General features: G+C 59.4%; 16 protein-coding genes and 1 tRNA gene. 7 read left to right on the top strand and 10 right to left on the bottom strand.

The annotated features are described in order from the left end of the window. Positions 1-122 precede the first annotated feature (122 nt). Positions 123-491: a rhodanese-like domain-containing protein gene (locus J5W70_RS00365; protein ID WP_022397023.1), complete on the top strand. Its 369-nt coding sequence runs from the start codon at positions 123-125 to the stop codon at positions 489-491. A gap of 47 nt (positions 492-538) precedes the next feature. Continuing rightward, entirely contained in the window at positions 539-670 is a 132-nt protein-coding gene (locus tag J5W70_RS12710; protein WP_257228525.1) for a hypothetical protein, read from the top strand. Between the two features lie 8 nt (positions 671-678). Here the strand turns inward: J5W70_RS12710 and J5W70_RS00360 are convergent, their stop codons facing one another. The 9 genes from J5W70_RS00360 to J5W70_RS00320 form a co-directional block, all read right to left on the bottom strand. Beyond that, complete coding sequence (locus J5W70_RS00360) at positions 679-1,470, bottom strand: PEP-CTERM sorting domain-containing protein (RefSeq protein WP_022397024.1); 792 nt, start codon at positions 1,468-1,470, stop codon at positions 679-681. Between the two features lie 363 nt (positions 1,471-1,833). Beyond that, positions 1,834-4,416 carry an ATP-dependent Clp protease ATP-binding subunit gene (locus tag J5W70_RS00355; protein ID WP_022397025.1) on the bottom strand — a complete coding sequence of 861 codons (2,583 nt, stop codon included), beginning with the start codon at positions 4,414-4,416 and terminating at the stop codon, positions 1,834-1,836. A 27-nt stretch (positions 4,417-4,443) separates the two neighbouring features. Further along, positions 4,444-5,499: a protein arginine kinase gene (locus tag J5W70_RS00350; protein WP_022397026.1), complete on the bottom strand. Its 1,056-nt coding sequence runs from the start codon at positions 5,497-5,499 to the stop codon at positions 4,444-4,446. A 5-nt stretch (positions 5,500-5,504) separates the two neighbouring features. Beyond that, positions 5,505-5,996: a UvrB/UvrC motif-containing protein gene (locus J5W70_RS00345; RefSeq protein WP_102721371.1), complete on the bottom strand. Its 492-nt coding sequence runs from the start codon at positions 5,994-5,996 to the stop codon at positions 5,505-5,507. 112 nt (positions 5,997-6,108) lie between these two features. Continuing rightward, on the bottom strand, positions 6,109-6,972 hold the full coding sequence (locus J5W70_RS00340; protein ID WP_022397028.1) for a metal ABC transporter permease: 864 nt from the start codon (positions 6,970-6,972) through the stop codon (positions 6,109-6,111). Next, positions 6,969-7,775, bottom strand: a complete 807-nt coding sequence (locus tag J5W70_RS00335) for a metal ABC transporter ATP-binding protein (protein WP_022397029.1) — start codon at positions 7,773-7,775, stop codon at positions 6,969-6,971. Before J5W70_RS00335 ends, J5W70_RS00340 begins: the two co-directional genes overlap by 4 nt. Then, positions 7,766-8,200: a hypothetical protein gene (locus tag J5W70_RS00330; protein ID WP_022397030.1), complete on the bottom strand. Its 435-nt coding sequence runs from the start codon at positions 8,198-8,200 to the stop codon at positions 7,766-7,768. The genes J5W70_RS00335 and J5W70_RS00330 overlap by 10 nt, the downstream gene beginning before the upstream one ends. Beyond that, the gene (locus J5W70_RS00325) at positions 8,197-9,129 is read right to left on the bottom strand and encodes a metal ABC transporter substrate-binding protein (RefSeq protein WP_180971530.1); all 933 of its coding nucleotides are present in this window, start codon (positions 9,127-9,129) and stop codon (positions 8,197-8,199) included. The genes J5W70_RS00330 and J5W70_RS00325 overlap by 4 nt, the downstream gene beginning before the upstream one ends. Before the next feature lie 67 nt (positions 9,130-9,196). Then, positions 9,197-11,818 (bottom strand): DUF2339 domain-containing protein, encoded by a 2,622-nt coding sequence (locus tag J5W70_RS00320; protein ID WP_022397032.1) that lies wholly within the window; start codon positions 11,816-11,818, stop codon positions 9,197-9,199. A 315-nt stretch (positions 11,819-12,133) separates the two neighbouring features. On the opposite strand from J5W70_RS00320, the gene J5W70_RS00315 reads away from it, so the two are divergent. From J5W70_RS00315 to J5W70_RS00295, 5 genes are all read left to right on the top strand, one after another. Continuing rightward, on the top strand, positions 12,134-14,995 hold the full coding sequence (locus J5W70_RS00315) for a glycoside hydrolase family 84 protein (RefSeq protein WP_215832864.1): 2,862 nt from the start codon (positions 12,134-12,136) through the stop codon (positions 14,993-14,995). A gap of 251 nt (positions 14,996-15,246) precedes the next feature. After that, positions 15,247-16,986 (top strand): single-stranded-DNA-specific exonuclease RecJ, encoded by a 1,740-nt coding sequence (gene recJ / locus J5W70_RS00310; RefSeq protein ID WP_022397034.1) that lies wholly within the window; start codon positions 15,247-15,249, stop codon positions 16,984-16,986. Between the two features lie 343 nt (positions 16,987-17,329). Beyond that, the gene (locus tag J5W70_RS00305) at positions 17,330-18,490 is read left to right on the top strand and encodes a 2-isopropylmalate synthase (protein WP_022397035.1); all 1,161 of its coding nucleotides are present in this window, start codon (positions 17,330-17,332) and stop codon (positions 18,488-18,490) included. Between the two features lie 287 nt (positions 18,491-18,777). Then, complete coding sequence (locus tag J5W70_RS00300) at positions 18,778-19,278, top strand: hypothetical protein (protein ID WP_022397036.1); 501 nt, start codon at positions 18,778-18,780, stop codon at positions 19,276-19,278. Further along, positions 19,229-19,861 carry a glycosyltransferase family 10 domain-containing protein gene (locus J5W70_RS00295; RefSeq protein WP_022397037.1) on the top strand — a complete coding sequence of 211 codons (633 nt, stop codon included), beginning with the start codon at positions 19,229-19,231 and terminating at the stop codon, positions 19,859-19,861. Before J5W70_RS00300 ends, J5W70_RS00295 begins: the two co-directional genes overlap by 50 nt. A gap of 187 nt (positions 19,862-20,048) precedes the next feature. On the opposite strand, the gene J5W70_RS00290 is transcribed toward J5W70_RS00295, so the two are convergent. Beyond that, positions 20,049-20,124: transfer RNA gene (locus tag J5W70_RS00290), tRNA-Ile, on the bottom strand. Between the last annotated feature and the right edge of the window lie 76 nt (positions 20,125-20,200).

Genomic DNA, 20,200 nt, shown 5'->3' with positions numbered 1-20,200 from the left:
GAGCATCGTTTTTCCGGAGGATGGCCCCGCCGGTTTGGAGTGGGCAGCAAATACTGGCGGCATCCGGAAGAAAGGCATTGTTTTCTCTTGATTCCTCCGCCATGGTTTAGTGAAGTGGATGCGTGAAAAACGTGGTTCTGTACGTGGTGATGGTGACCGGGCTGACGGCCCTCTTCGTCTGGCTGAAGGGGAGGAACACGGAACGTGTTCCGGCTTCCTCCGCCATGGTGGTGTCTCCGGAGGATGACGCCGCGCACGATGTCGTGCTGGTGGATGTCCGTACCCCGGAGGAATACCGCGCAGGCCACAAGGAGGGAGCCTTGAATATTCCGGTGGATGAGGTGGAGCAGCTGGCTCCTCAACTGCTTCCGGACAAGAATGCCGTAATTCTGTTATATTGCCGGACGGGCAAGAGGGCGGACAAGGCGATGGAAACCCTCAGAAAAATGGGGTATTCCCATTTGGAGAACCTGCACCGGTTTGAGATGTAGCCCTCGGCCCGTTTTGCCGGTGCGCGGAGTCCGGAATGCGTACGGCCATGCCGGTTCCGGTTTGCGGAGCATTGTTTGATGTAAAAGCACAGGCCATGAAATCCATCCATGCCTGTTCTGTAAATAAATCAAGCTCCGGACGCCTTGTAGAAGAACGGCCGGAGCTTGATGAAAAATGAGGCAGGGTTTATGCCCGTTTGCGGCGCATCAGCAGAGCGCCCAGGCCCAGCAGGCCGAGGCTGGCCGTGGCCGGTTCCGGAACGGAGGCCAGCGCCAGGGCATTGATGCTGCCGCTTCCGCCCTGGGACTGGATATTGAGCTGGGTTCCGTCGGCAGCCACGTCGAATGTATAGGTCACCACCATCCAGTCTCCGGTATGCGTGTTGCCCGTGACGGTGGCGCCGTTCAGCGTAGCGCCGGACCCGGTGGAGTAGTCGTCCAGGCTGGCGGAAATGTTAGAGATTCCGGTGCCGTCAAGGCTGAAGGAAGAAGTGTTGCCCGCACCGTAGTTGTTTCCGCGTCCCACCAGCATGGTCAGCGTGTAAGTGCCGGCGGACAGGTTGTTCAGGGACATCGTGAAGTTGCCGTTGGCACTGTTTCCATTGATGACGCCGCCCATCGGGTTGCCGGTGGTCATATCCTGGCCGAAAACATCGTAAAACTTGTTGCCCTGGCCCAGGGCGGAGTCTTTGGCGGAACCGTCCGTCAGAACGCCTCCGCTCCCGCAGCAGACGCCGCCGGTCGTCAGGGTGATGCCGGTAGCGTCCCCTCCGCTGGTCACCAGTGTTCCGGAAGTATAGGAAGAGGAGCTGCCCGTGGAGATTTTGTTCACTTGTTGTCCGGATTCCCCCAGATACGTGCCGTCCACAACGGAGGTGCCATTGCCCGAATTGATCCCGAACGAAATCAGAACGGTGGAGGCTTCAGCCGCAACCGCCGCTGCCGCCATGGTTGCCAGAATGAATAATGTCTTCTTCATGCTATCAATGAGATACGTGATTGGAAATGATAGAACACCCTTCCTAGGAGTAGATAAATAGCGAATTATAAATCCGTGACGTTTAAAAATCCAAATCAAGATTTATTCAATAAGTAAAAAGGCTTTTATCCCAGCCTTGGAAAGTGCTGTTCCACCGTTGCCGGATGAGACTGTTTTTTCCCGGCAATTCTGGACAATGCCACCCGGGCAGGAACCGTTCCTCTCCCTTTCCTGACGGCAGGCCCATAGAAGGGAGCGGGATGAAGATTCCTCCTGTTCCGACGGGACGGCATTTCCTTCAAAGAAGAAAACCCCCCGCATGGAGTCATGCGGAGGGTTCCTGTTTAATTGTTGTCCGTAAGGTTATTCCGCCTTCGGCTTGCGGGGAGTCCTTTTACGGGGAGTTTTGGTTTTCGGAGCCGCCTTGTCCTTGACGTGCAGGAAGGTGAGCGTTTCCGTTCCGTCCGTTTCCACGGCTTCAATCTTGTCGCCTGGTTTCACGTCTCCCCTCAGCAGGGATTCCGCCAGGGGGTCTTCCAGCAGCCGTTCGATGGCGCGGCGCATCGGGCGCGCGCCGTACTGCGGATCGTAGCCGTTTTTGATGATCAGGCTCAGGGCTTCCGGGCTCAGGGCCAGCGTGATGTTCTTGGTCTTGAGGCGGGAGATGAGCTTGTCCGCTTCCAGCTGTACGATGCGTTCCAGGTCGTCCCGTTCCAGCATGCGGAAAACGGAGATGTCATCAAAGCGGTTCAGGAATTCCGGGCGGAATTGCTTGCGCGCCGCTTCCAGAATCTTTTCCTTCATGGCGGCGTAGTCCGCATTGTCGGCAGACATGGCGCCGAAGCCCATGGCGCTCTGCCGCTTGGCGGAGGCGGCCCCCACGTTGGAGGTCAGGATGATGATGGTGTTGCGGAAGTTGATCTTGCGTCCCAGGGAGTCCGTCACGCTGCCTTCCTCCAGAATCTGGAGAAGCAGGTTCATGACGTCCGGGTGGGCCTTTTCCACTTCGTCAAAGAGGATAACGGAGTAGGGCCTGCGCCGGACGGCTTCCGTGAGCTGGCCGCCTTCGTCATGGCCTACGTAGCCGGGAGGCGAGCCGATGAGGCGGGACGTGGTGTGTTTTTCCATGTACTCGCTCATGTCCACCTGAATAAGGGCGTCCGCGGTGCCGAACATGATTTCCGCCAGGTTGCGGGCCAGGTAGGTTTTGCCCACCCCGGTGGGCCCCAGGAAGAGGAAGGAGCCGATCGGGCGGCGCGGGTCTTTGATGTCCGCGCGGCTGCGCCGCAGGGCACGGGCGATGGCGGAGGCCGCCTCGTCCTGGCCGATGACCTTGCTTTTCAGTTCTTCCTCCATGCGCAGGAGCTTGGTGGTTTCCTTTTCCTCCATCCGGGCCAGCGGAATGCCGGTCCATTTGGCGAGCACGCTCATCACGTCTTCATCCGTTACGGGGACATAGTTGGTCTCGTAGGAGTTGCGCCAGGTGTCCAGCATGTTCTGGAGTTCCGCCTTGGCCTGTTTTTCCTCGTCGCGGAGGCGGGCGGCTTCCTCAAAGAGCTGGCCGTCCACGGCCTTGTCCTTGCGTTCCTTGATTTCCTCAATGCGGACTTCCATCTCGCTGATGTGGTCCGGGCGGGTCATCTGGGAGACGCGCTTGCGCGCTCCCGCTTCATCCAGGATGTCGATGGCCTTGTCCGGCAGGAAGCGGCCCGTCAGATAGCGGTGGGAGAGCTTGGCTGCGGCTTCCACGGCCTCTTTCGTATAATGAACCTTGTGGTGTTCCTCATACTTGGGCTGGATGCCGGCCAGGATCTGGATGGTATCCTCCACGGAGGGTTCCCCCACCTGCACCTGCTGGAAGCGGCGTTCCAGGGCGGCGTCCTTCTCAATGTGCTTTCTGTATTCATTGAGCGTGGTGGCGCCTATGGCCTGGAGCTCCCCGCGGGAGAGGGCGGGCTTGATGATGTTGGAGGCGTCCATGGAGCCTTCCGCGGAGCCCGCGCCCACGATGGTGTGCAGCTCGTCAATGAAGAGGATGACGTTGCCTTCCCGGCGTATTTCATCCATCACGGCCTTGAGCCGTTCTTCAAACTGGCCGCGGTACTTGGTGCCCGCCACCATCAGAGCCAGGTCCAGGGAGATGACTCTCTTGCTGCGCAGGAGTTCCGGAACGTGGCCCTGGGCTATTTCCTGGGCCAGCCCTTCCACGATGGCGGTTTTGCCCACCCCGGCTTCACCGAGCAGGACGGGGTTGTTCTTGTTCCTGCGGCACAGTATCTGGATGACGCGCTCAATTTCGGAGGCACGGCCGATCACGGGGTCCAGCTTGCCGTCCCGGGCCAGCTGGGTCATGTCCCGGCCAAAGGCCTGGAGAGCGGGAGTCTTGGATTTCTGCTGCCGGGAGTAGGGAGGGGAGGAAGGTTCGTCCGTCGGGATGGCGGGGGATTCGTTTTCCTCCTCGTCGTCATCGTCGTCCGGGATGATGTTGTCTTCATCCGCATCCATCTGGTATTTGGGCGTCAGTACGTCCAGCAGCTCGCGCCGCGCCTGTTCCAGGTCCACGCCGAAGTGGCGCAGAATCTGTCCGGCCACGCCGTCGCCGTCCCGGATGAGGCCCAGGAGCAGGTGCTCCGTGCCCACATACGTGTGGTTGAGTTCTTGGGCTTCCCGGTTGGCCATCGCCAGAACCTTGCGGACTCTGGGGGTGTACGGGATGTTGCCCTCCGCCTGGGGCTCCGTGCCCCGGCCTATTTGTTCCTCCACCTGCCTGCGCACGGCGGTAAGCTCCACCCCCAGGTTTTCCAGGATGGTGACGGCTACGCCCTTGCCCAGCTTGAGCAGCCCGAGGAGCAGGTGTTCGGTCCCTATGTAATGATGATTGAAGCGGTCCGCTTCCCGGCGCGCATGCGCCAGCACTTGTTGCGCCCTAGGCGTAAAGTTGTTCATGTATTGTAAAGAAGTTTTGTTGTTGCATCAGTTTCCGGAAAGTTCCTTCCGGATAATGTCCGCACGGATCTGGTCCCTGTCTTCGGGAGTTGTCTGGTCCGTGGTGGACAGGCGGGCCAGGTGGGCCGGCTGAATGTTCAGTATGGTTTTATTGACGTTTTTTAATGCCTGGTGGGAAAAGATGTCCAGGGATGCTCCCATCCGGAGGAAGGAGAGCAGCGCCAGCGCCTCCTGCGTGGATAGCAGGGTGGCGTTGGTCAGGAGGCCGTAGGCGCGGGAAACGCGGTCTTTTACCTGGAGCGAGGAAGCCTGGAGCAGCCGCCTGCGGGCGTTCCATTCCTGGTGGGCCAGGTCGGAGGTGAAGCGGGTCATGCGTTCCACGATCTGGTCCTCGCTGTCTCCCAGCGTGGTCTGGTTGGAAATCTGGAAGAGATTGCCGGTGGCTTCCGTCCCTTCTCCGTACAGGCCGCGGACAGTGATGTTGAGCTGCACGGCCGCCTGGACGACCTGCTGCATCTGTTCTGAGATGACCAGGCCCGGCAAATGCATCATGACGGAGGCCCTCATGCCCGTGCCCAGGTTGGTGGGGCAGGCGGTGAGGTAGCCCAGCCGCGTGTTGTAGGCGTACGGGAGCCTGGCTTCCAGTTCGGAGTCTATTTTGGAGATGGCTCCCCATGCTTTTTTAAGCTGGATGCCGGGCAGGATGTACTGAAGGCGCAGGTGGTCCTCCTCATTGAAGAGGATGCTGGCGTTCTGGCTGCGTGAGATGAGAACGGCGCAGCCTTCCGAGCGCGCGGCCAGTTCCCGGGAAATGAGGTGGCGTTCCACCAGCAGCTGTTTTTGCTGCTGGGTGAGTCCGGAGAGTTCCGCGTAATAGCCTCCCTTCATGACGGGGATTTGGCGCGCTTCACTGGAGGTGAGCTTCAGCGTTTCCTCCCTCTGCTGGCGCGTGGCCCAGCCGGGAAAAGGGGTGGCGGTCAGATTGCGTGCCAGGCGGATGCGGGAGGTGAGAACGATGTCGTGTTCATCCCGTGATTCCACCATCCATTTGGCGGGGTTGTTTAGTAAGTCGTCAAAGAGCATGTACGTTAATTGGTCGGCGTGCGCAATTGCTTGATTTGATCGCGGAGCTTGGCCGCGCGTTCATAATCCTCTCTTGCCACTGCCAGGGAAAGTTGTTGTTCCAGATCACTGATGGTATGGGTTTCCGTTTCGCGCTTTTCCGCCCGTTCGGGCGTTTTTCCGTGATGGTGGGAATCAGGCTGAATCTGGGTGAGAAGAGGGAGTATCTCTTCTTCGAAGACGTTGTAGCATTCACTGCAGCCCAGGCGTCCTACATTTTTGTAATCCTGAAGGGTGAAGGAGCAGATCGGGCAGCTTGTGAGCGGTAGGGACTGCAGGGCCGGAATGGGGGCGGCGGGGTCCGCCGCGCCTTCCTTGCCGAACTGGCCCTGAAGGTTCGGGAACAGTTTCTCCGCCAGATCAAAGGCGTCCGGGTCCAGCAGGCCCCGCTCCTGGGCGCATTTGGCGCAGAGGCAGAATTTGGTGGATTTCCCGTTGATGATCTGTGTCAGGAACACCGTTGCCGGTGCAGAGCATATCTCACATTTTTTCACAACCCGCATTATAATGGCGACCCCCACGGCGGACTAGTAGTCTGCGTGTCATGGATTGTCATGAAAACGGGCCTTGTTATTGTACGGAGGAAGAATTCTTTCTGCGCTGTTTTAGAAGCCCGCACCGTGATGAATACAAGTAGGCTGCGCAGAAGAAGGTTCCCAGCACCAGAATGATGGTTGCGCCCAGGTGCCAGCCCAGCGGGAAGGACAGGTAAAAGGCCAGCAAAGAGCCCAGTCCACCGATGATTCCGCCCCCCCAGAAGAGGTGGGAAGGCTTGTTGGTGAGCATGTACACCGTGGCGGCGGGACCGACGAGAAGCCCCAGCGTCAGGAACGCCCCCACGGCCTGGAGGGAAGAGACGAGCACCAGGATGATGAGGGTGAAGATGCCGTAGCTGATGAGGCGGGAGGGAATGCCCAGCGTGGTGGCGATGTCCGGGTCAAAGAGGTAGATCAGGATGGGGCGGCGGAAGAGAAGCAGGATCAGGACGCTGACGGAACTGATGGCGAAGGCGATCCACAGGTCGGAGTCGGACAGGCTCATGATGGAGCCGAACAGCCAGTCGTCAATTTTCTGTTGCAGGCCCAGCCGCACCAGTACGATGAAACCCGCGGCGAAGGCCGTGGTGTGCAGGATGGACAGGGCGGTATCCTGGTTCAGCCGGGACGTGCGGGAGACGAAGAGGGAACCCAGGCCCACCAGCAGGGCGGCCACCACGGCCCCCGTCAGGAGGCTCCAGCGGGTGAGGCCGAAGAGGAGCACCGCCACCGCTATGCCCGGCAGCAGGGCGCAGGAGAGCGTGCCGATCTGGAGAGCCGATTTTTTCAGGATGACCAGCCCGCTGACGAAGCCGTTGGCGAAGCCGATCATGACGCATGCCAGCAGGGAGCGCTGCGCGATGGGTTCGCGGAGGAATTGAAGAAAGTCGTCCATCATGAAACTTGGGTTTCCGGTTGAGGTTCCATTCCATACGTCTCCCGGATGCGTGAGGGAGCAAGCACTTCCCCCGGGGGGCCGAAGGCGACCAGCTCGCGATTCATCAGCAGGATGGCGTCAAAAATGTCCGCCGCCGTGTTCAGGTCGTGATGGGAGGCGATGACCAGCCGTCCTTCCGCCGCCAGGGAATCCAGCAGCCGCCCCAGGGACTGGCAGGCCGGGGCGTCCAGCCCTGTGAAGGGTTCGTCCAGCAGCAGGACGTGGGCTTCCTGCGCCAGGGCGCGCGCCAGGAATGCCCGCTGCTGCTGCCCTCCGGAAAGTTCTGAAATCTGGCGGTCCGCCAGGGATTCCATGCCCAGCGCGTGAAGGGATTTTTCTACGATGTCCCGGTCATGGCGCCCGAATTTTTTCCACAGTCCCAGGGACGGATAGCGGCCCATTTCCACCAGCGCGCGGACGGTGATGGGAAAGGACCAGTCCACGTCGGAACGCTGGGGCAGGTAGGCGATTTCTCCCGGCGTATCGTGAAGAGGGCTGCCGTTCCACAGGATTTCCCCGGAATCAGGACGGAGCAGTCCGGCCAGGGCCTTGATCAGCGTGGATTTTCCCGCGCCGTTGGGGCCCATCAGGGCCAGCGTGTGGCCGCAGGTGATGGAAAAGCTGATGCCGTCCAGGGCAAGAAGGCTCCCGTAATACACGCTGAGGTTCCGCACTTCCAGCCGGTGGCGGTCCGGGTGGCTGGCATGCGCGCCCCAGCAGATGTGGTCCTGGGAGCAGTGGGGGGCTGGACTGTTTATTTCCATGAGAAGGAGTAGCTGTCGTTCAGGGAAGGGCCGAAGGACCAGCGGGTGGCGGAGGCGGACGGCCTGCCCTCCGGTTCCAGTTCCAGCGTAACGGGGGTGTCCGGCGTGCCTTCCGGCCAGCGGGCGGAAACGGTGAGCGTCACGGAGCCGTCTTCCAGCGGAAGGCCGCATTCCACTTCTTCATGCAGGCCGGGTGTGGAGGACTGCCAGAGGACACGGCTTCCATGGGAGATGGAAAGAAATTCCGGACGGTGGGCGCACCTGACCGTGATGACCGTGGGAACGTCCGCGGCCTGCGCCGCGGGGGAGGAGAGGTCCGCTTCCTGTGCTCCGGGGGTGCCTGCCGTCATGTTATAAAGGAAGAACCCCAGCAGGATGACGACTCCCAGAGTAGGGAAAAACTGGCGCAGGGGTGTGCTGGTCATGGCCTGGGGGACGGGGAAAGGGCTTCCTTGATGATGCCGACGTTTTGCTTGAACATGGACTCGAACGTATGGCCGTCCGGAGCCAGCCCGTCGGTATTGATCGGCTTGGCAACGGGGATGTTCAGGGATTTGGCGATCTCCGTGAGGCTCTTGGGGTTGGAGGAATATTCCGGGAACAGGGCCTTTACCCCGGCTGCGCGCAGCTTCTTCAGCGTGGAGGCCAGCTGGGCGGAATTGCCTTCGTCTTCACGGCTCACCCCCTGGATGCTGATGCTGCGGAAGCCGAATTCCTTGCAGAAATGGTTCATGGCCGCGTGCCCCGTCACCAGGATGCGGTCCGCTTCCGGAATGTCCGCAAGCTCCTTCCTGGCCCAGGAGGAAAGCTGGTCCATTTTTCTGTTCCACCGGGCCAGTCCGGCCTTGTAATCCTGCTCATGGGCCGGGTCCATCCGCGTGAGCGCGGCGGCCAGGGCGCGGGCGGCGCGTTTCATATTGGCCGGGGTGTGCCACCAGTGGGGATCGTTGGGGCCGTGGGCGCAGCAGTCCCCGTCGTGCCCATGGTCATGGTCTGCGGTGTCCGCCGCCACGGGAACGTCCGGAATGGAGGCCCCCAGGTCCAGAATTTGCGCCCTGCCGCCCAGCGCGTCTTTCAACTTGGGAAGGTACGGCTCCAGATTCTTGCCGGAGGCCAGAACCAGGCGCGCCTGCCCTGCGGCGGCGATATCCTGCGGAGCGGGTTCAAAGCTGTGCAGGTTGCCGTTGGGGCGCAGCAGGTCCGCCACCTGCACGTGGCTGCCGCCGATGGCGCGGGCCATATCCCCCAGAATTGGGTGCAGGGCCGCGATTTTCAGGCCGGGGGCGTCCTGGGCCTGAAGAGTGCAGAACAGGCCCAGAAGACACAGAAAAGGAATCAGAATGCGCCGGAGCATGTTCCGCATTATGAACCGCCCTTCAAGTGATGCAATGGTCAAATTTGTCTTCCAAAGTGAGATGACGCTAACTTTTCGGGGCCTCTCCCTGGCTCTTCTTTTTGTTCCTCAGCTTCATGGTGAACTTCTGGTACAGGAAGGAGGAGATGAGCACGATGGCGGCCAGCCCCACCAAGGCTCCCACGCGGTACAGTTGCCCGAGGCTGGAAATGTCATAACAGACGACTTTCAGCAGGGTGATGCCCAGCAGGGCGAGTCCCGCCATGCGCACCCTGGAAGACCTGATGTCAAACCCCGTGGCGATCAGGCCCAGGGCAAAGAGGCTCCAGGCAATGGAAATGGTGAGGTCCTGCGCCACGCTGCTCCCGAACTGGATCATCAGCGGACGGTCTCCCGGTGCGGCGAAGCCGCAGGATATTTCCGTATTCATCCAGATGAAAAGCAGGATGGCCCCGAAAATATTCAGGGCCGCGACAAGAACGCGGAGGCCGGAGCTGCGGCCCCCCGGCAGGCGTGGCGTCACTTTCTTCTGGACCCACCAGGCTCCGGCCATGCAGCAGAAAACCATGGTGGCGAACATCGTGCGCAGGGCCGGCATTCCGGCAGGGTCAAGTTGCACGAAGGCTTGCGACAGGCCGTTGCGGACGAACAGGAAGGCCAGCAGGAAAAATCCCGTCCAGGCCAGTCTGGGCAGGGGAAATTTGCCGCACAGCAGCAGAAGGGCCAGCCCTTCCAGGGACCAGGCTACGGTCAGGGGGGCGCCCGTCCATTGGAGGCCGATGGCCAGCGTCAGCATGCCGATGGCTGCTCCATAATAAAAGCAGAGGATGGCGGAACGCTTCAAAAGCGTTTCCTCCGGTAGCCGCCGCAGGGCCAGGGCCGCCAGCAGCGGAGGCGCCGCACAGGCAAGCGCGACGGTGGAATCCCAGAAATGGGTGGCCTCAGGATGGTGGGCCGTTCCGAAGAGCCACCAGGAAAGGTAGAAGAGGGGGAATGCCAGGGCGGAGGCGCTCCAGGCCAGCAAGCCGCTGCGGAACCGCCGGACCAGCAGCAGGGGCAGCAGGAAGATCGCCAGGAAAATCACCGCGGAACCGGCAGGGTGGATGTCCTGATAGGACGCCGCAATCGTGTACCCGGCCGCCGCGGCCATCAGGGCCTGCCCTCTCCGGTGCCATGCCGCCATTCCGCAGAACGTGGCCGCCGTCAGGAAAACGTAAAAAGGGGAAGGTGAAAGCGGGTGCATGACCAGCAGCCACGCGAGAGCCGCCGTGGCGAAGCAGGAAATCCTGACGCCGGGCTGAAGCTCCGCCAGGTAGGCCCCTCCGGAAGGCGTGCGTGCGGACAGCACCGCATAAGACGCCGGAATCATGAACAGGCAGAAAAGGCCCTGGAGCTGGGAGGATATCCAGAGGGCAGATTGCGAGGCTTCTTCCGCGGAAGACTGGTAAAAATAGAAAATGGTGAAAAGCCCCATGGGAAGAAAGCAGGACCAATACGTGCTTTTGGCGCGGGCCAGCGGGAGCAGGGCGATCATGGGGAGCATGCCCGCCAGCAGGAGAAGCAGGTGGGAGGAAGGGGAAAGGAACCGGAAGCTGCACTCCGCCTGAAGGCGGAATGCCGTCAGGCAGGTGACCGCAATGGCGCAGAAGGCCAGCAGGAAGGGACCTCCCTTCCGGTCCGGTTCAGCCTGCCGTGTGCCGGCATAAAGGCCGTAGCCCCCGTACAGGAGCAGGGTGCAGATGGACAGGATGACGACGGCGAGAATATGGGAGGGGCCGCCGTATTCGTCAAACCAGCCCATCAGCAGGATGGTATAGGCAGCCAGTCCGGCTCCTCCGGCTCCTGTCCACCTGGTTGCGGCTACGACGGCGAGCAACCCGACGTTCAGGATGGTCATGTACAGGAACAGGGAGGCCGTATGGTCCTGGCCGGTGGACAGGATGACCGGGGTCAGAAAACCGCCGATGATGCCCAGGAAGGCGATTATGCGGAACCGCAGGCGCACCGCCAGGATGAAGGCCGCCGCCGTGGTGGCCGCCAGCAGAACGGTCGCGATGGCCGTCGTGAAGAAGGGAAGCTCGTAAAACATGCGTCCGGCGCAGGTAGCCAGGTACAGGACCAGGATGCCCGTGGAGGTCAGCGTGCCGGAAAGGATGGGGTACTTCTTCCTCAGCCGCGACAGGCCGGCGCCCAGCAGGCCGGCGGCAGCCAGATACGTGAGGGTTACCCTCCATTCCGGAGAAATCAGATCATTGTCAATGCTGTACTTGACGAAGAACCCGGTTCCCAGAAACAGCACAAACCCTCCTATCCAGGAGAGCAGCTTGGCGCCGATGAAGTATTCCCAGGAAAAGGACGCGGGGCGCGACGGTGCGGGCCTGGCGTTCCGGACCGGCTGCAGGCTGTTCCGGGAGGGAAGGGCGCAGGCGGGTTCCCGTACCGGGGCGGCGGCAGGAAGCGTACGGATGGGCTGCACCGGACTTTCCACAGGGGGCGGAAGGCTCTTTCTGGTTTCCGCGGGGGGCCTCTGGGGGGAGGAACGGGAATTCAGACGTTCCTTTAATCCGGCGACTTCCGTTTCCAGAGTGCGGACTTTTTGTTCCAGAGAAACGACCTGGCAGGCCTTCACAAAGGTGAAGACCATTCCGGAAAGCAGGCCGAGGACCAGCAGAAGAATGAAAAATTCCATGGGGAGGGAAGGGGGTAGGGAAAATGTATTCTACACCGGAAGAATGGGACTGCAAGACGCAAAAAGGTACATGGCCGCCTGTCCTGAAAGAGCCGCACGGAACCGTCGGCTGAAGGCCGTCCCGGCGGTGGATTTCATGCGGGGGGCGGAATGGGCCAAGGCGGCACAGGAAACGTTCGCGGGGAAGAGACCGGAAGGCGCGCCGCCTGGAAGCCCCCTTCCGCGCCTTTCCCGGGTTGACGTATTGAGGAATGGGAGCGGACGGTTTTTTCTTGAGGTGGAAAGTGTTTTCTGATTCCATTATCGCGCATCATCATGAATGGTTTTCAACTTCTTCAATGTGGTTTGAGCGTGGCTGCCCTGCTGGGCGGCTCCGCCCTTGCGGCGTCACCTGCCGTGTACCCGGTTCCCCAGCAGTCCAATCTCTCCTCCCAGACGGTTGCTTTCTCCGGAAAGCCTTCCGTGGTGATTCGCTCCGCCAAGACGGCGGCCAGCAAGCTGCTGAACGGCGTTCCGGAAAAATCCGGGGCCTACAAGCTGGTCGTCTCCCCGCAGGGCAAAGTGGCCATAGGCGCCCATGACGAGCGGGGCGCTTTTTACGCCATGCAGACGCTGCGGCAGCTCGGCACGAAGGCCGGCGGCGAAGGCGTGACCTTGCCCGTAGGGGAAATCACGGACTGGCCGGACATCGAATTCCGCGGAACGGTGGAAGGCTTCTACGGCACTCCATGGAGCCATGAGGCCCGTTTGAGCCAACTGCGCTTTTACGGCCAGAACAAGATGAACACGTACATCTACGGGCCGAAGGACGATCCCTACCACTCCTCCCCCCACTGGCGGGACCCCTATCCCGCGGACCAGGCCGCCCAGATCAAGGAACTGGTGAAGGTGGCGAAGGAAAACCACGTGGACTTTGTCTGGGCCATCCACCCCGGCAAGGACATCAAGTGGACGGAAGAGGACATGAACAACGTCATCAAAAAATTTGAGATGATGTACAAGCTGGGCGTCCGTTCCTTTGCCGTGTTCTTTGACGACATCTTCGGCGAGGGAAAGAGGGGGGACATGCAGGCGCTCCTGCTCAACAAGATCAACAACGAATTCGTCAAGGTGAAAAAGGACGTCACCCCCCTGGTCATGTGCCCTACGGAGTACAACCGCGGCTGGGCGGACTCCAAGCCGGGAACCTACCTGGACATTCTGGGCGACCGTCTGGACCCCTCCATCCACGTCATGTGGACGGGGGACTCCGTCTGCCATGACATCACGCTGGAAGGCCAGCAGTGGGTGAACAAGAGAATCAAGCGTCCCTCCTACGTCTGGTGGAACTTCCCCGTAACGGACTACTGCCGCTCCAACCTGTGCATGGGCCGCGTGTACGGCCTTGCCACGGAACCGGGCGCGAAGGAATCCATGGGCGGCTTCGTCTCCAACCCCATGGACAAGCCGGAGGCCTCCAAGGTCTCCCTCTTCGGCCTTGCGGACTACACCTGGAACATCAACGGCTTCAAATCGGAGGAATCCTGGAAGGAAGGCGTCAGGCGCCTGTTCCCGCAGGCGGCGGAAGCCATGCAGGTCTTTGTGAACCACAACTCCGACCAGGGTCCCAACGGCCACGGCTACCGCCGTGAGGAATCCGTGGAAATAGAACCCGTGGTCAAGCGCGTGCTGGAAGCCGCCCGGGAAGGCAAGGTGGCCAAAGCGGATACGGCCCTGCTCAAGAAGGAATTCGCTCGCATGGCCGCCGCCGCGCCCGTCATCCGGGCCAAGGCGGACAACCCCCGCTTGATGAAGGAAATCGGCGCGTGGGTGGATGCCTTTGAACAACTGGGCCGCGCCGGCCAGCATGCCGTGGCGGCGCTGGAGGAAAACAACACCAGGGACGCCGTGACCCAGCTGGTGCAGGCCACGCAGGCCCTGGCGGCCATGGACGGCATTTCCCGCCGCCACAACCAGGAAGGCCAGTTGTACCGCTCCGTGGTGAAAACCGGTTCCCGGGTGATGACCCCCGCCGTCAATGAACTGGCGGACACCGTTTCCAAAAAAGTTTTCCCCGCTATTGCGGGCACTCCGGCCCTTTCCCCCAAGCCCCTGGTCAAGGGGGGCAATATGGACAAGGCGGAACTCTTCTGTGACGGAGACCGCGGCTCCTTCTGGCATTCCGGCGCTTACGGCGAGCCGGGAGACTGGTATGGCGTGGACTACGGCATGCCGATTCCCGTGCGGAGCGTGGAAGTGCTCATGGGCCGCAATGACAAGGACGGCGACTATGTAGCCAAGGGGCAGCTGGAAGGCTCCCGGGACCTGAAAACATGGAAGCCGCTGGGACCGGAAACCTCCGGCATGCAGGTGGTATGGAAGGCGCCCAAGCCCGTCTCACTCCGTGCCGTGCGCTACCGCGTCATTGAACCGAAGAAAACGGACAACGGCCGCGCCGTCTGGACCGCCGTGCGTGAAATAGCCGTCAACACGCCTCCTTCAGCCATGGCCGCCTCCAACGTGGCGGGGCTGGAAGGCGTCTCCGTGCAGAAATCCGACAAAATCGTGCGCATCAACCGCGTGATGGAAACGCACAAAATGAAGCCCGGCGAATTCATCTCCCTGCAATTGGAAGGCCCCACGGACGCCACTTGGCTGGAAGTCAACCTGGAACGGGATGACGTCAACTCCTGGGCGGAAGTGGAGCTGGACGTGGAAGGCTCCGCCAAGCCCGTGGTGCAGAAGCTGGACAAGCAGGGTAAAAACTTCATTGCCAGGGCGAACCAGCTCCCCAAGGGAATCAAGGGCATGAAACTGGTCAACAAAAGCGGCAAGGAACAGGACATCGTTCTGAACATGTTCAAATTTGACGTTCCCCCGTCGGACCCCGGCACCAGCCTGGTCTCCCTGAGCGACAGGAACCTGAAAACGGTCTACCGTGCTGACAAGCCCCTGGACGTGATCGTCCCCAATCTGGACAACCCCAAGGCTGCCAAGGTAGTCGTGGTAGGGTCCGCCGCCTTCGCCATCCAGGCGCGCCGCGGCGAGGGATCCTGGACGCCGGTGGGCAAGCGGAACGCCGGACCCGGAGCTTCCGAGTTTGCCATTCCGGCCGGGACCACTGCCGTGCGCCTGACCTACAAGGCCCCCCAGCCGGACGCGATCATCAATGAGGTGATCTTCTCCTCCCGGAAATAGTTGTTTCAGGCGCTGATGCCTGATGCTGCGGCTCCGTCCGGATTTTCCCCGGACGGAGCTTTTCTCTTTGAAAAGATGGAAATGCAGCGTGAAGGCCGTTTCCATGCATCATGGGGGAAGGAGGAACCCGCATTCCGGCGGGAACGGCGGCCATTCTCCCGGAAACAGGTTAGGCACCTTCTTCTTCCCGCTTTGGCAGCTTGTTGTGGAAACAACCTTGACCCTGTTGGATGCGGGGCTAAAATACTGCCATGACACCGGGCTTTCATTGGACTCTCCGCCCCTCCGTCAGGGAGGATGATCCGGTCTTGAAAGCGTTTCCCGCAGAACTGCCCCTGCTGGTCAAACAGCTTCTGCTGCAGCGCGGATTTACCGGAGGAGCGGAAACTGACCTCTTTCTGGAGCCCAGGCTCTCCCATCTGAGCGACCCTTTCCTGATGGGGGAAATGAGGGCCGCCGTGGACCGCATCTTCCAGGCGGTGGATGAAGGGGAAACCGTGTGCATTTACGGGGACTATGACGTGGACGGGGTCACCTCCGTGGCGCTTCTCCGGGCCATTCTGATGTCCTATGACCTGGACCCGCAATACTTCATTCCCGTGCGCTCGCGGGAAGGCTACGGGCTCAGTGAAGCGGGCATAGAACGCTGCCTCTGCGAATGTGCGGAAAAACCCAGCCTGCTCATTACGGTGGACTGCGGCACCTCCTCCGTAAAGGAAGTGGAGATGCTCAACAGCCTGGGAATAGACGTCATCATTCTGGACCACCATGAAGCGGGGCCGCTGGGCCGTCCGGACGCCGTGGCGGTGGTCAATGCCAAAATTGAGGAAAACAGCCCGTATACCTACCTGTGCAGCGCGGGCGTGGTCTTCAAGCTGGCGCACGCCCTGCTGAAGGACCGGAAGCTGAAAACCTTTGACCTGAAACTTTATCTGGACCTGGTGGCCGTGGCCACCGTGGCGGACATCGTCCCCCTGGTGGATGAAAACAGGATTCTGGTGCGCCACGGCCTGGGAAGGCTGGCGCACAGCCGCCATACGGGCCTGAAAACCCTGACGGAAATAGCGGGCATCCGCCCTTCCGACTCCGCCAACCACGCGGGCTTTCTGAATGCCGCGCATGTGGGCTTCAGGATAGGCCCCCGCATCAATGCCGCCGGGCGCATGGACTCCCCCATGGACGCCCTGGAACTTCTGCTGACCATGGACAACAGGCGCGCCGTGCAGCTTGCCCAGATGCTGGATTCGCACAACCGCAAGCGGCAGGAGGAAGAGGAGGCCATCCGTACGGATGCGGTGGAAATGCTCCACAACTCCTTTGACCCGGAACGGGACAACGTCATTGTGCTCGGTTCCCGCGCCTGGCATCCCGGCGTGGTAGGCATCGTAGCCTCCCAGCTCATGAGGCGGTATCACAAGCCCACCTTCGTCATCGCCTTTGATGAGAGCGGCGTAGGGAAGGGGTCCGGCCGCTCCATTCCCGGCGTATCCCTGGTTCAGGCCATCCACCACTGTGCGGATACGCTGGTTTCCGGCGGCGGCCATGACATGGCGGCGGGCCTGGTGATTGAGGAAGCCCGCATGGACGACTTCCGCCGGGCCTTCAATCGGTACGTCTCTGAAACCACGACGGAGGAACAGCGCAGCCCCGTGCTCAACATAGACATGGAAGTCTCCTTCCAGGCGCTGACGCTGGACTTGCTGGACAGCTATGAAAAGCTGGAGCCCTTCGGCAACTCCAATCCCCAGCCCCTCTTCATGAGCTCCGACGTCTTCCCCACGGAGCCGCCCAAGCGCGTGGGAACCAACCACCTGAAGCTCTTCATGCGGCAGGGGATGGTGGAACGTGACGCCATCTTCTTCAACGGGGCGGAGCGTGAACTCCCCAATCCACCCTGGGACATCGCCTTTACGATTGACCGGAACGTGTACCGGGGCCGCGCCTCCCTGTCCATCTCCATTCAGGAAATACGTTCCCACCGGGAAATGTAGCTTCTCCTCAAGGGGGACGTGCACGGTTTTTTCTGCGGAAAAAGTCATGCATCCCGCCGTTCTTGACAAAACCGTGTCAAAAATGCATCGTCTGCCTTGTTCCCCCATTCAGGGCGGAGTTATGGTAAAAATAAGCAAGATGAACACCCTGTTCCTTCAAGGTCGTCTATTGCTGCTTCTCGGACGGTAGTCCGTGAAGATATCTTGATATGCGCCGGTGAGCCGTTCCGGCGCGAAGGAAGTAAACGGCTGGTCTTGATTTGCGCCAAAGGAATGATTCCATAACAGGAACGTTTTCCGTGCGCAGTTTCCGAAGGAACGAACCCTTAACATTTTTACTGTAATGAAAGAACACATACATATTTTTGATACGACGCTGAGAGACGGAGAACAGTGCCCCGGCGCGGCGATGACCGTGGAGCAGAAAATACAGGTTGCCATGCAGCTGGAAGCTCTGGGAGTGGACGTAATTGAGGCGGGCTTCCCCGTCATCTCGGACGGCGACTTCCACGCTGTCCGCACCGTGGCGGAACGTACGGAAAAAAGCCGCGTCTGCGGGCTGGCACGCTGTGTGGAGAAGGACATTATTGCCGCCCATGAGGCATTGAAGGTTGCCGGAGACCGGGAGCGCATCCATCTGGTGGTGGCTACGTCCCCCATCCACCGGAAATACAAGCTGGAAAAAAGCCGCGGGCAAATCAGGGAGATGGCCGTCAAGGCCGTCGCCATGGCTTCCGGATTATGCGGGGAAGTGCAGTTTTCCGCGGAGGACGCCTCCCGAACGGAGCCGGAATTCCTGGCGGAAATGGTGGAAGCCGTGATTGATGCGGGCGCCGCCGTCGTCAACATTCCGGATACGGTGGGTTACACGATGCCGGAGGAATACTACCGCCTGATTTCCTACCTGAAATCCAATGTTCCCAACGTGAGCCGCGCCAGGTTGTCCGTCCACTGCCATGACGACATGGGAATGGCCGTAGCCAATTCACTGGCTGCCATCCGTGCCGGGGCGCAGCAGGTGGAGGGCACCATCAACGGCATCGGTGAACGGGCTGGAAACACCGCTCTGGAGGAAGTCGTCATGGCGCTGCATTCTCGCCCGGATTTCTTTTCCGGCGCGGGGACCGGAATCCGGACGAAGGAACTGGTGAGGACCAGCCGCATGGTGGCCGCCATGAGCGGGTTGCCCGTCTCGCGCTCCAAGGCTGTGGTTGGGGCGAACGCCTTTGCCCACGGTTCCGGCATTCATCAGGACGGCGTTCTGAAAAACCGGAGCACTTATGAAATCATGGATCCGGAGGAAATTGGCTGGGGAGCTACGGAACTGCCCCTGACCAAGCATTCCGGGAGGCATGCCGTGAAAATGCGCCTGGATGCGCTGGGCTTCTCCGTTCCGGATACGGACATGCCGCGCCTGTTTGAACTGTTCAAGCAGCGTGGGGATCAGTGCAAGTTCGTGTATGACGACGACCTGGCCGCCATGGTGAACGCCATTCATGCGTAAATCTCCGCCGTCCGGAAATTCTCCTCAGGATTTCCGGGCGGCGTTTTACAGGAAGAGGGAATTCCATGTAAAAACACGAGTTCTATTATATGAGGCACGGAGAGATGGCAAGGTTGGTTGTTCCATCAATAACAGGTGGACTGAATTTGGTATTTTATGGTCGGTGAACCTGCTTTTTTCAAGAGGAAATATACTATGAGATTGTACGGCTCCCTGATGGATTTAAAAAGCTTGCATGGAATATATGAGGATGTTGAGTCTGTCTTCGTTCAGATTGACTAGCTTACATGGGACTGTATAATGCCCATCAATTTGAGAAACAGGGAATGAAAGTAAAAATCGGGTTTATGCAGGGCGCTGAGGAATGGCAGATCGATGGTTTTCTATGCCGTTTCAGGAAGATAGATCCATCTATTCTTGAATTGGAAATAGACAGGGACAACGCAGATTTTCTTATTGCCTTCCCTTGGTTGTATACCTCTTCCAAAGAGACATATCTTCAATTTTTACAGGATTCCATAGGAAAAATTACGATCATGGATGTATATGGAGAAGCCCTCGCTCCAGATTTGAATTTGTTCGATTATCACATAGGGTTTGATTCCGCCGATCATGGGGGGCGCGTTCTGGAGATGCCTTTTTTATCCTCCTACCGTGTCCAGGCGGATCAGCTGCCATTGGAAAATGTGGCTGATGTCCTGAACCGGAAAAGCGGATTCTGCAATTATATCTACTCCCATGGAGAAGGGCATTCCCTACCGCATCCAGTTGTTTTCCCGGCTTTCTGAATACAAGAAGATCAATTCCATAGGAAAGCATTTGAACAATACACCCTGTTCCGTTCCCAGGGAGTCCGATGACTGGCTCAAGGGAAGTATTCTGTTGAAAAACCCCTATAAGTTTTCCTTTGCGTGTGAAAATGCCTGGTACCGGGGTTATTCAACAGAAAAAATAATCACGAGCTTTCTGGCCCGCTCCATCCCTATTTACTGGGGAAATCCATTAATTGAGGAGGACTATAATCCCAGGGCATTTATTAATTGCCACCGGTATTCATCTCTGGACGAAGTTGTAGCGGAAATCAAAAGAATTGATGAAGATGATGAATCATGGCTCGCCATGATGGCTGAACCCAAACGGCTCCCCTGGCAGATTGAACGGGCTCAGGAAAAGGAGGCCAGACTGAAGGCAGCTCTAATTGAGATATTTACTTCTCCCGTGGAACAGGTGAGGAGAAGGGGAAACGGATTTTGCGTCAATAACTACAGGGATTTTTTCATCCGCAATTTGAGTGGCAGGAAGAAAACCCCCAGGGAAAAATTAGAGGCAGGTTTGAAAAAGTGGAACAAAAAACTGTTTCACCGCTCCTAGCCCGGAATGCTTTATGTGAGCATTGGTGCATTCAGCCATCACATGGTGCATCAGTTATTTTGGAACCATTATAAACTGAAAAAGCCGTGCGTGGCGGAAAGCATGACAAAATCTGAATGCCATAAGAACCGTTTGCGGTGGAAAATCTTGCAAAATAGAGGCATAGGTAAGGCCACTCAAGAAAAAATGGTAGGCCCGGTAGGGTTCGAACCTACGACCAAGGGATTATGAGTCCCCTGCTCTAACCGCTGAGCTACGAGCCCGTTGAAGAACAACGTGGAGAAACGATAGCAGAATTTGACGGGAAGAGCAAAGTTTTTATGCAGGCATCACGTTTTG

This window comes from Akkermansia massiliensis (genome assembly GCF_018847375.1).
In the GTDB taxonomy this organism is placed as follows: domain Bacteria; phylum Verrucomicrobiota; class Verrucomicrobiia; order Verrucomicrobiales; family Akkermansiaceae; genus Akkermansia; species Akkermansia massiliensis.
This window is presented reverse-complemented; position numbering and strand designations above follow the sequence as displayed.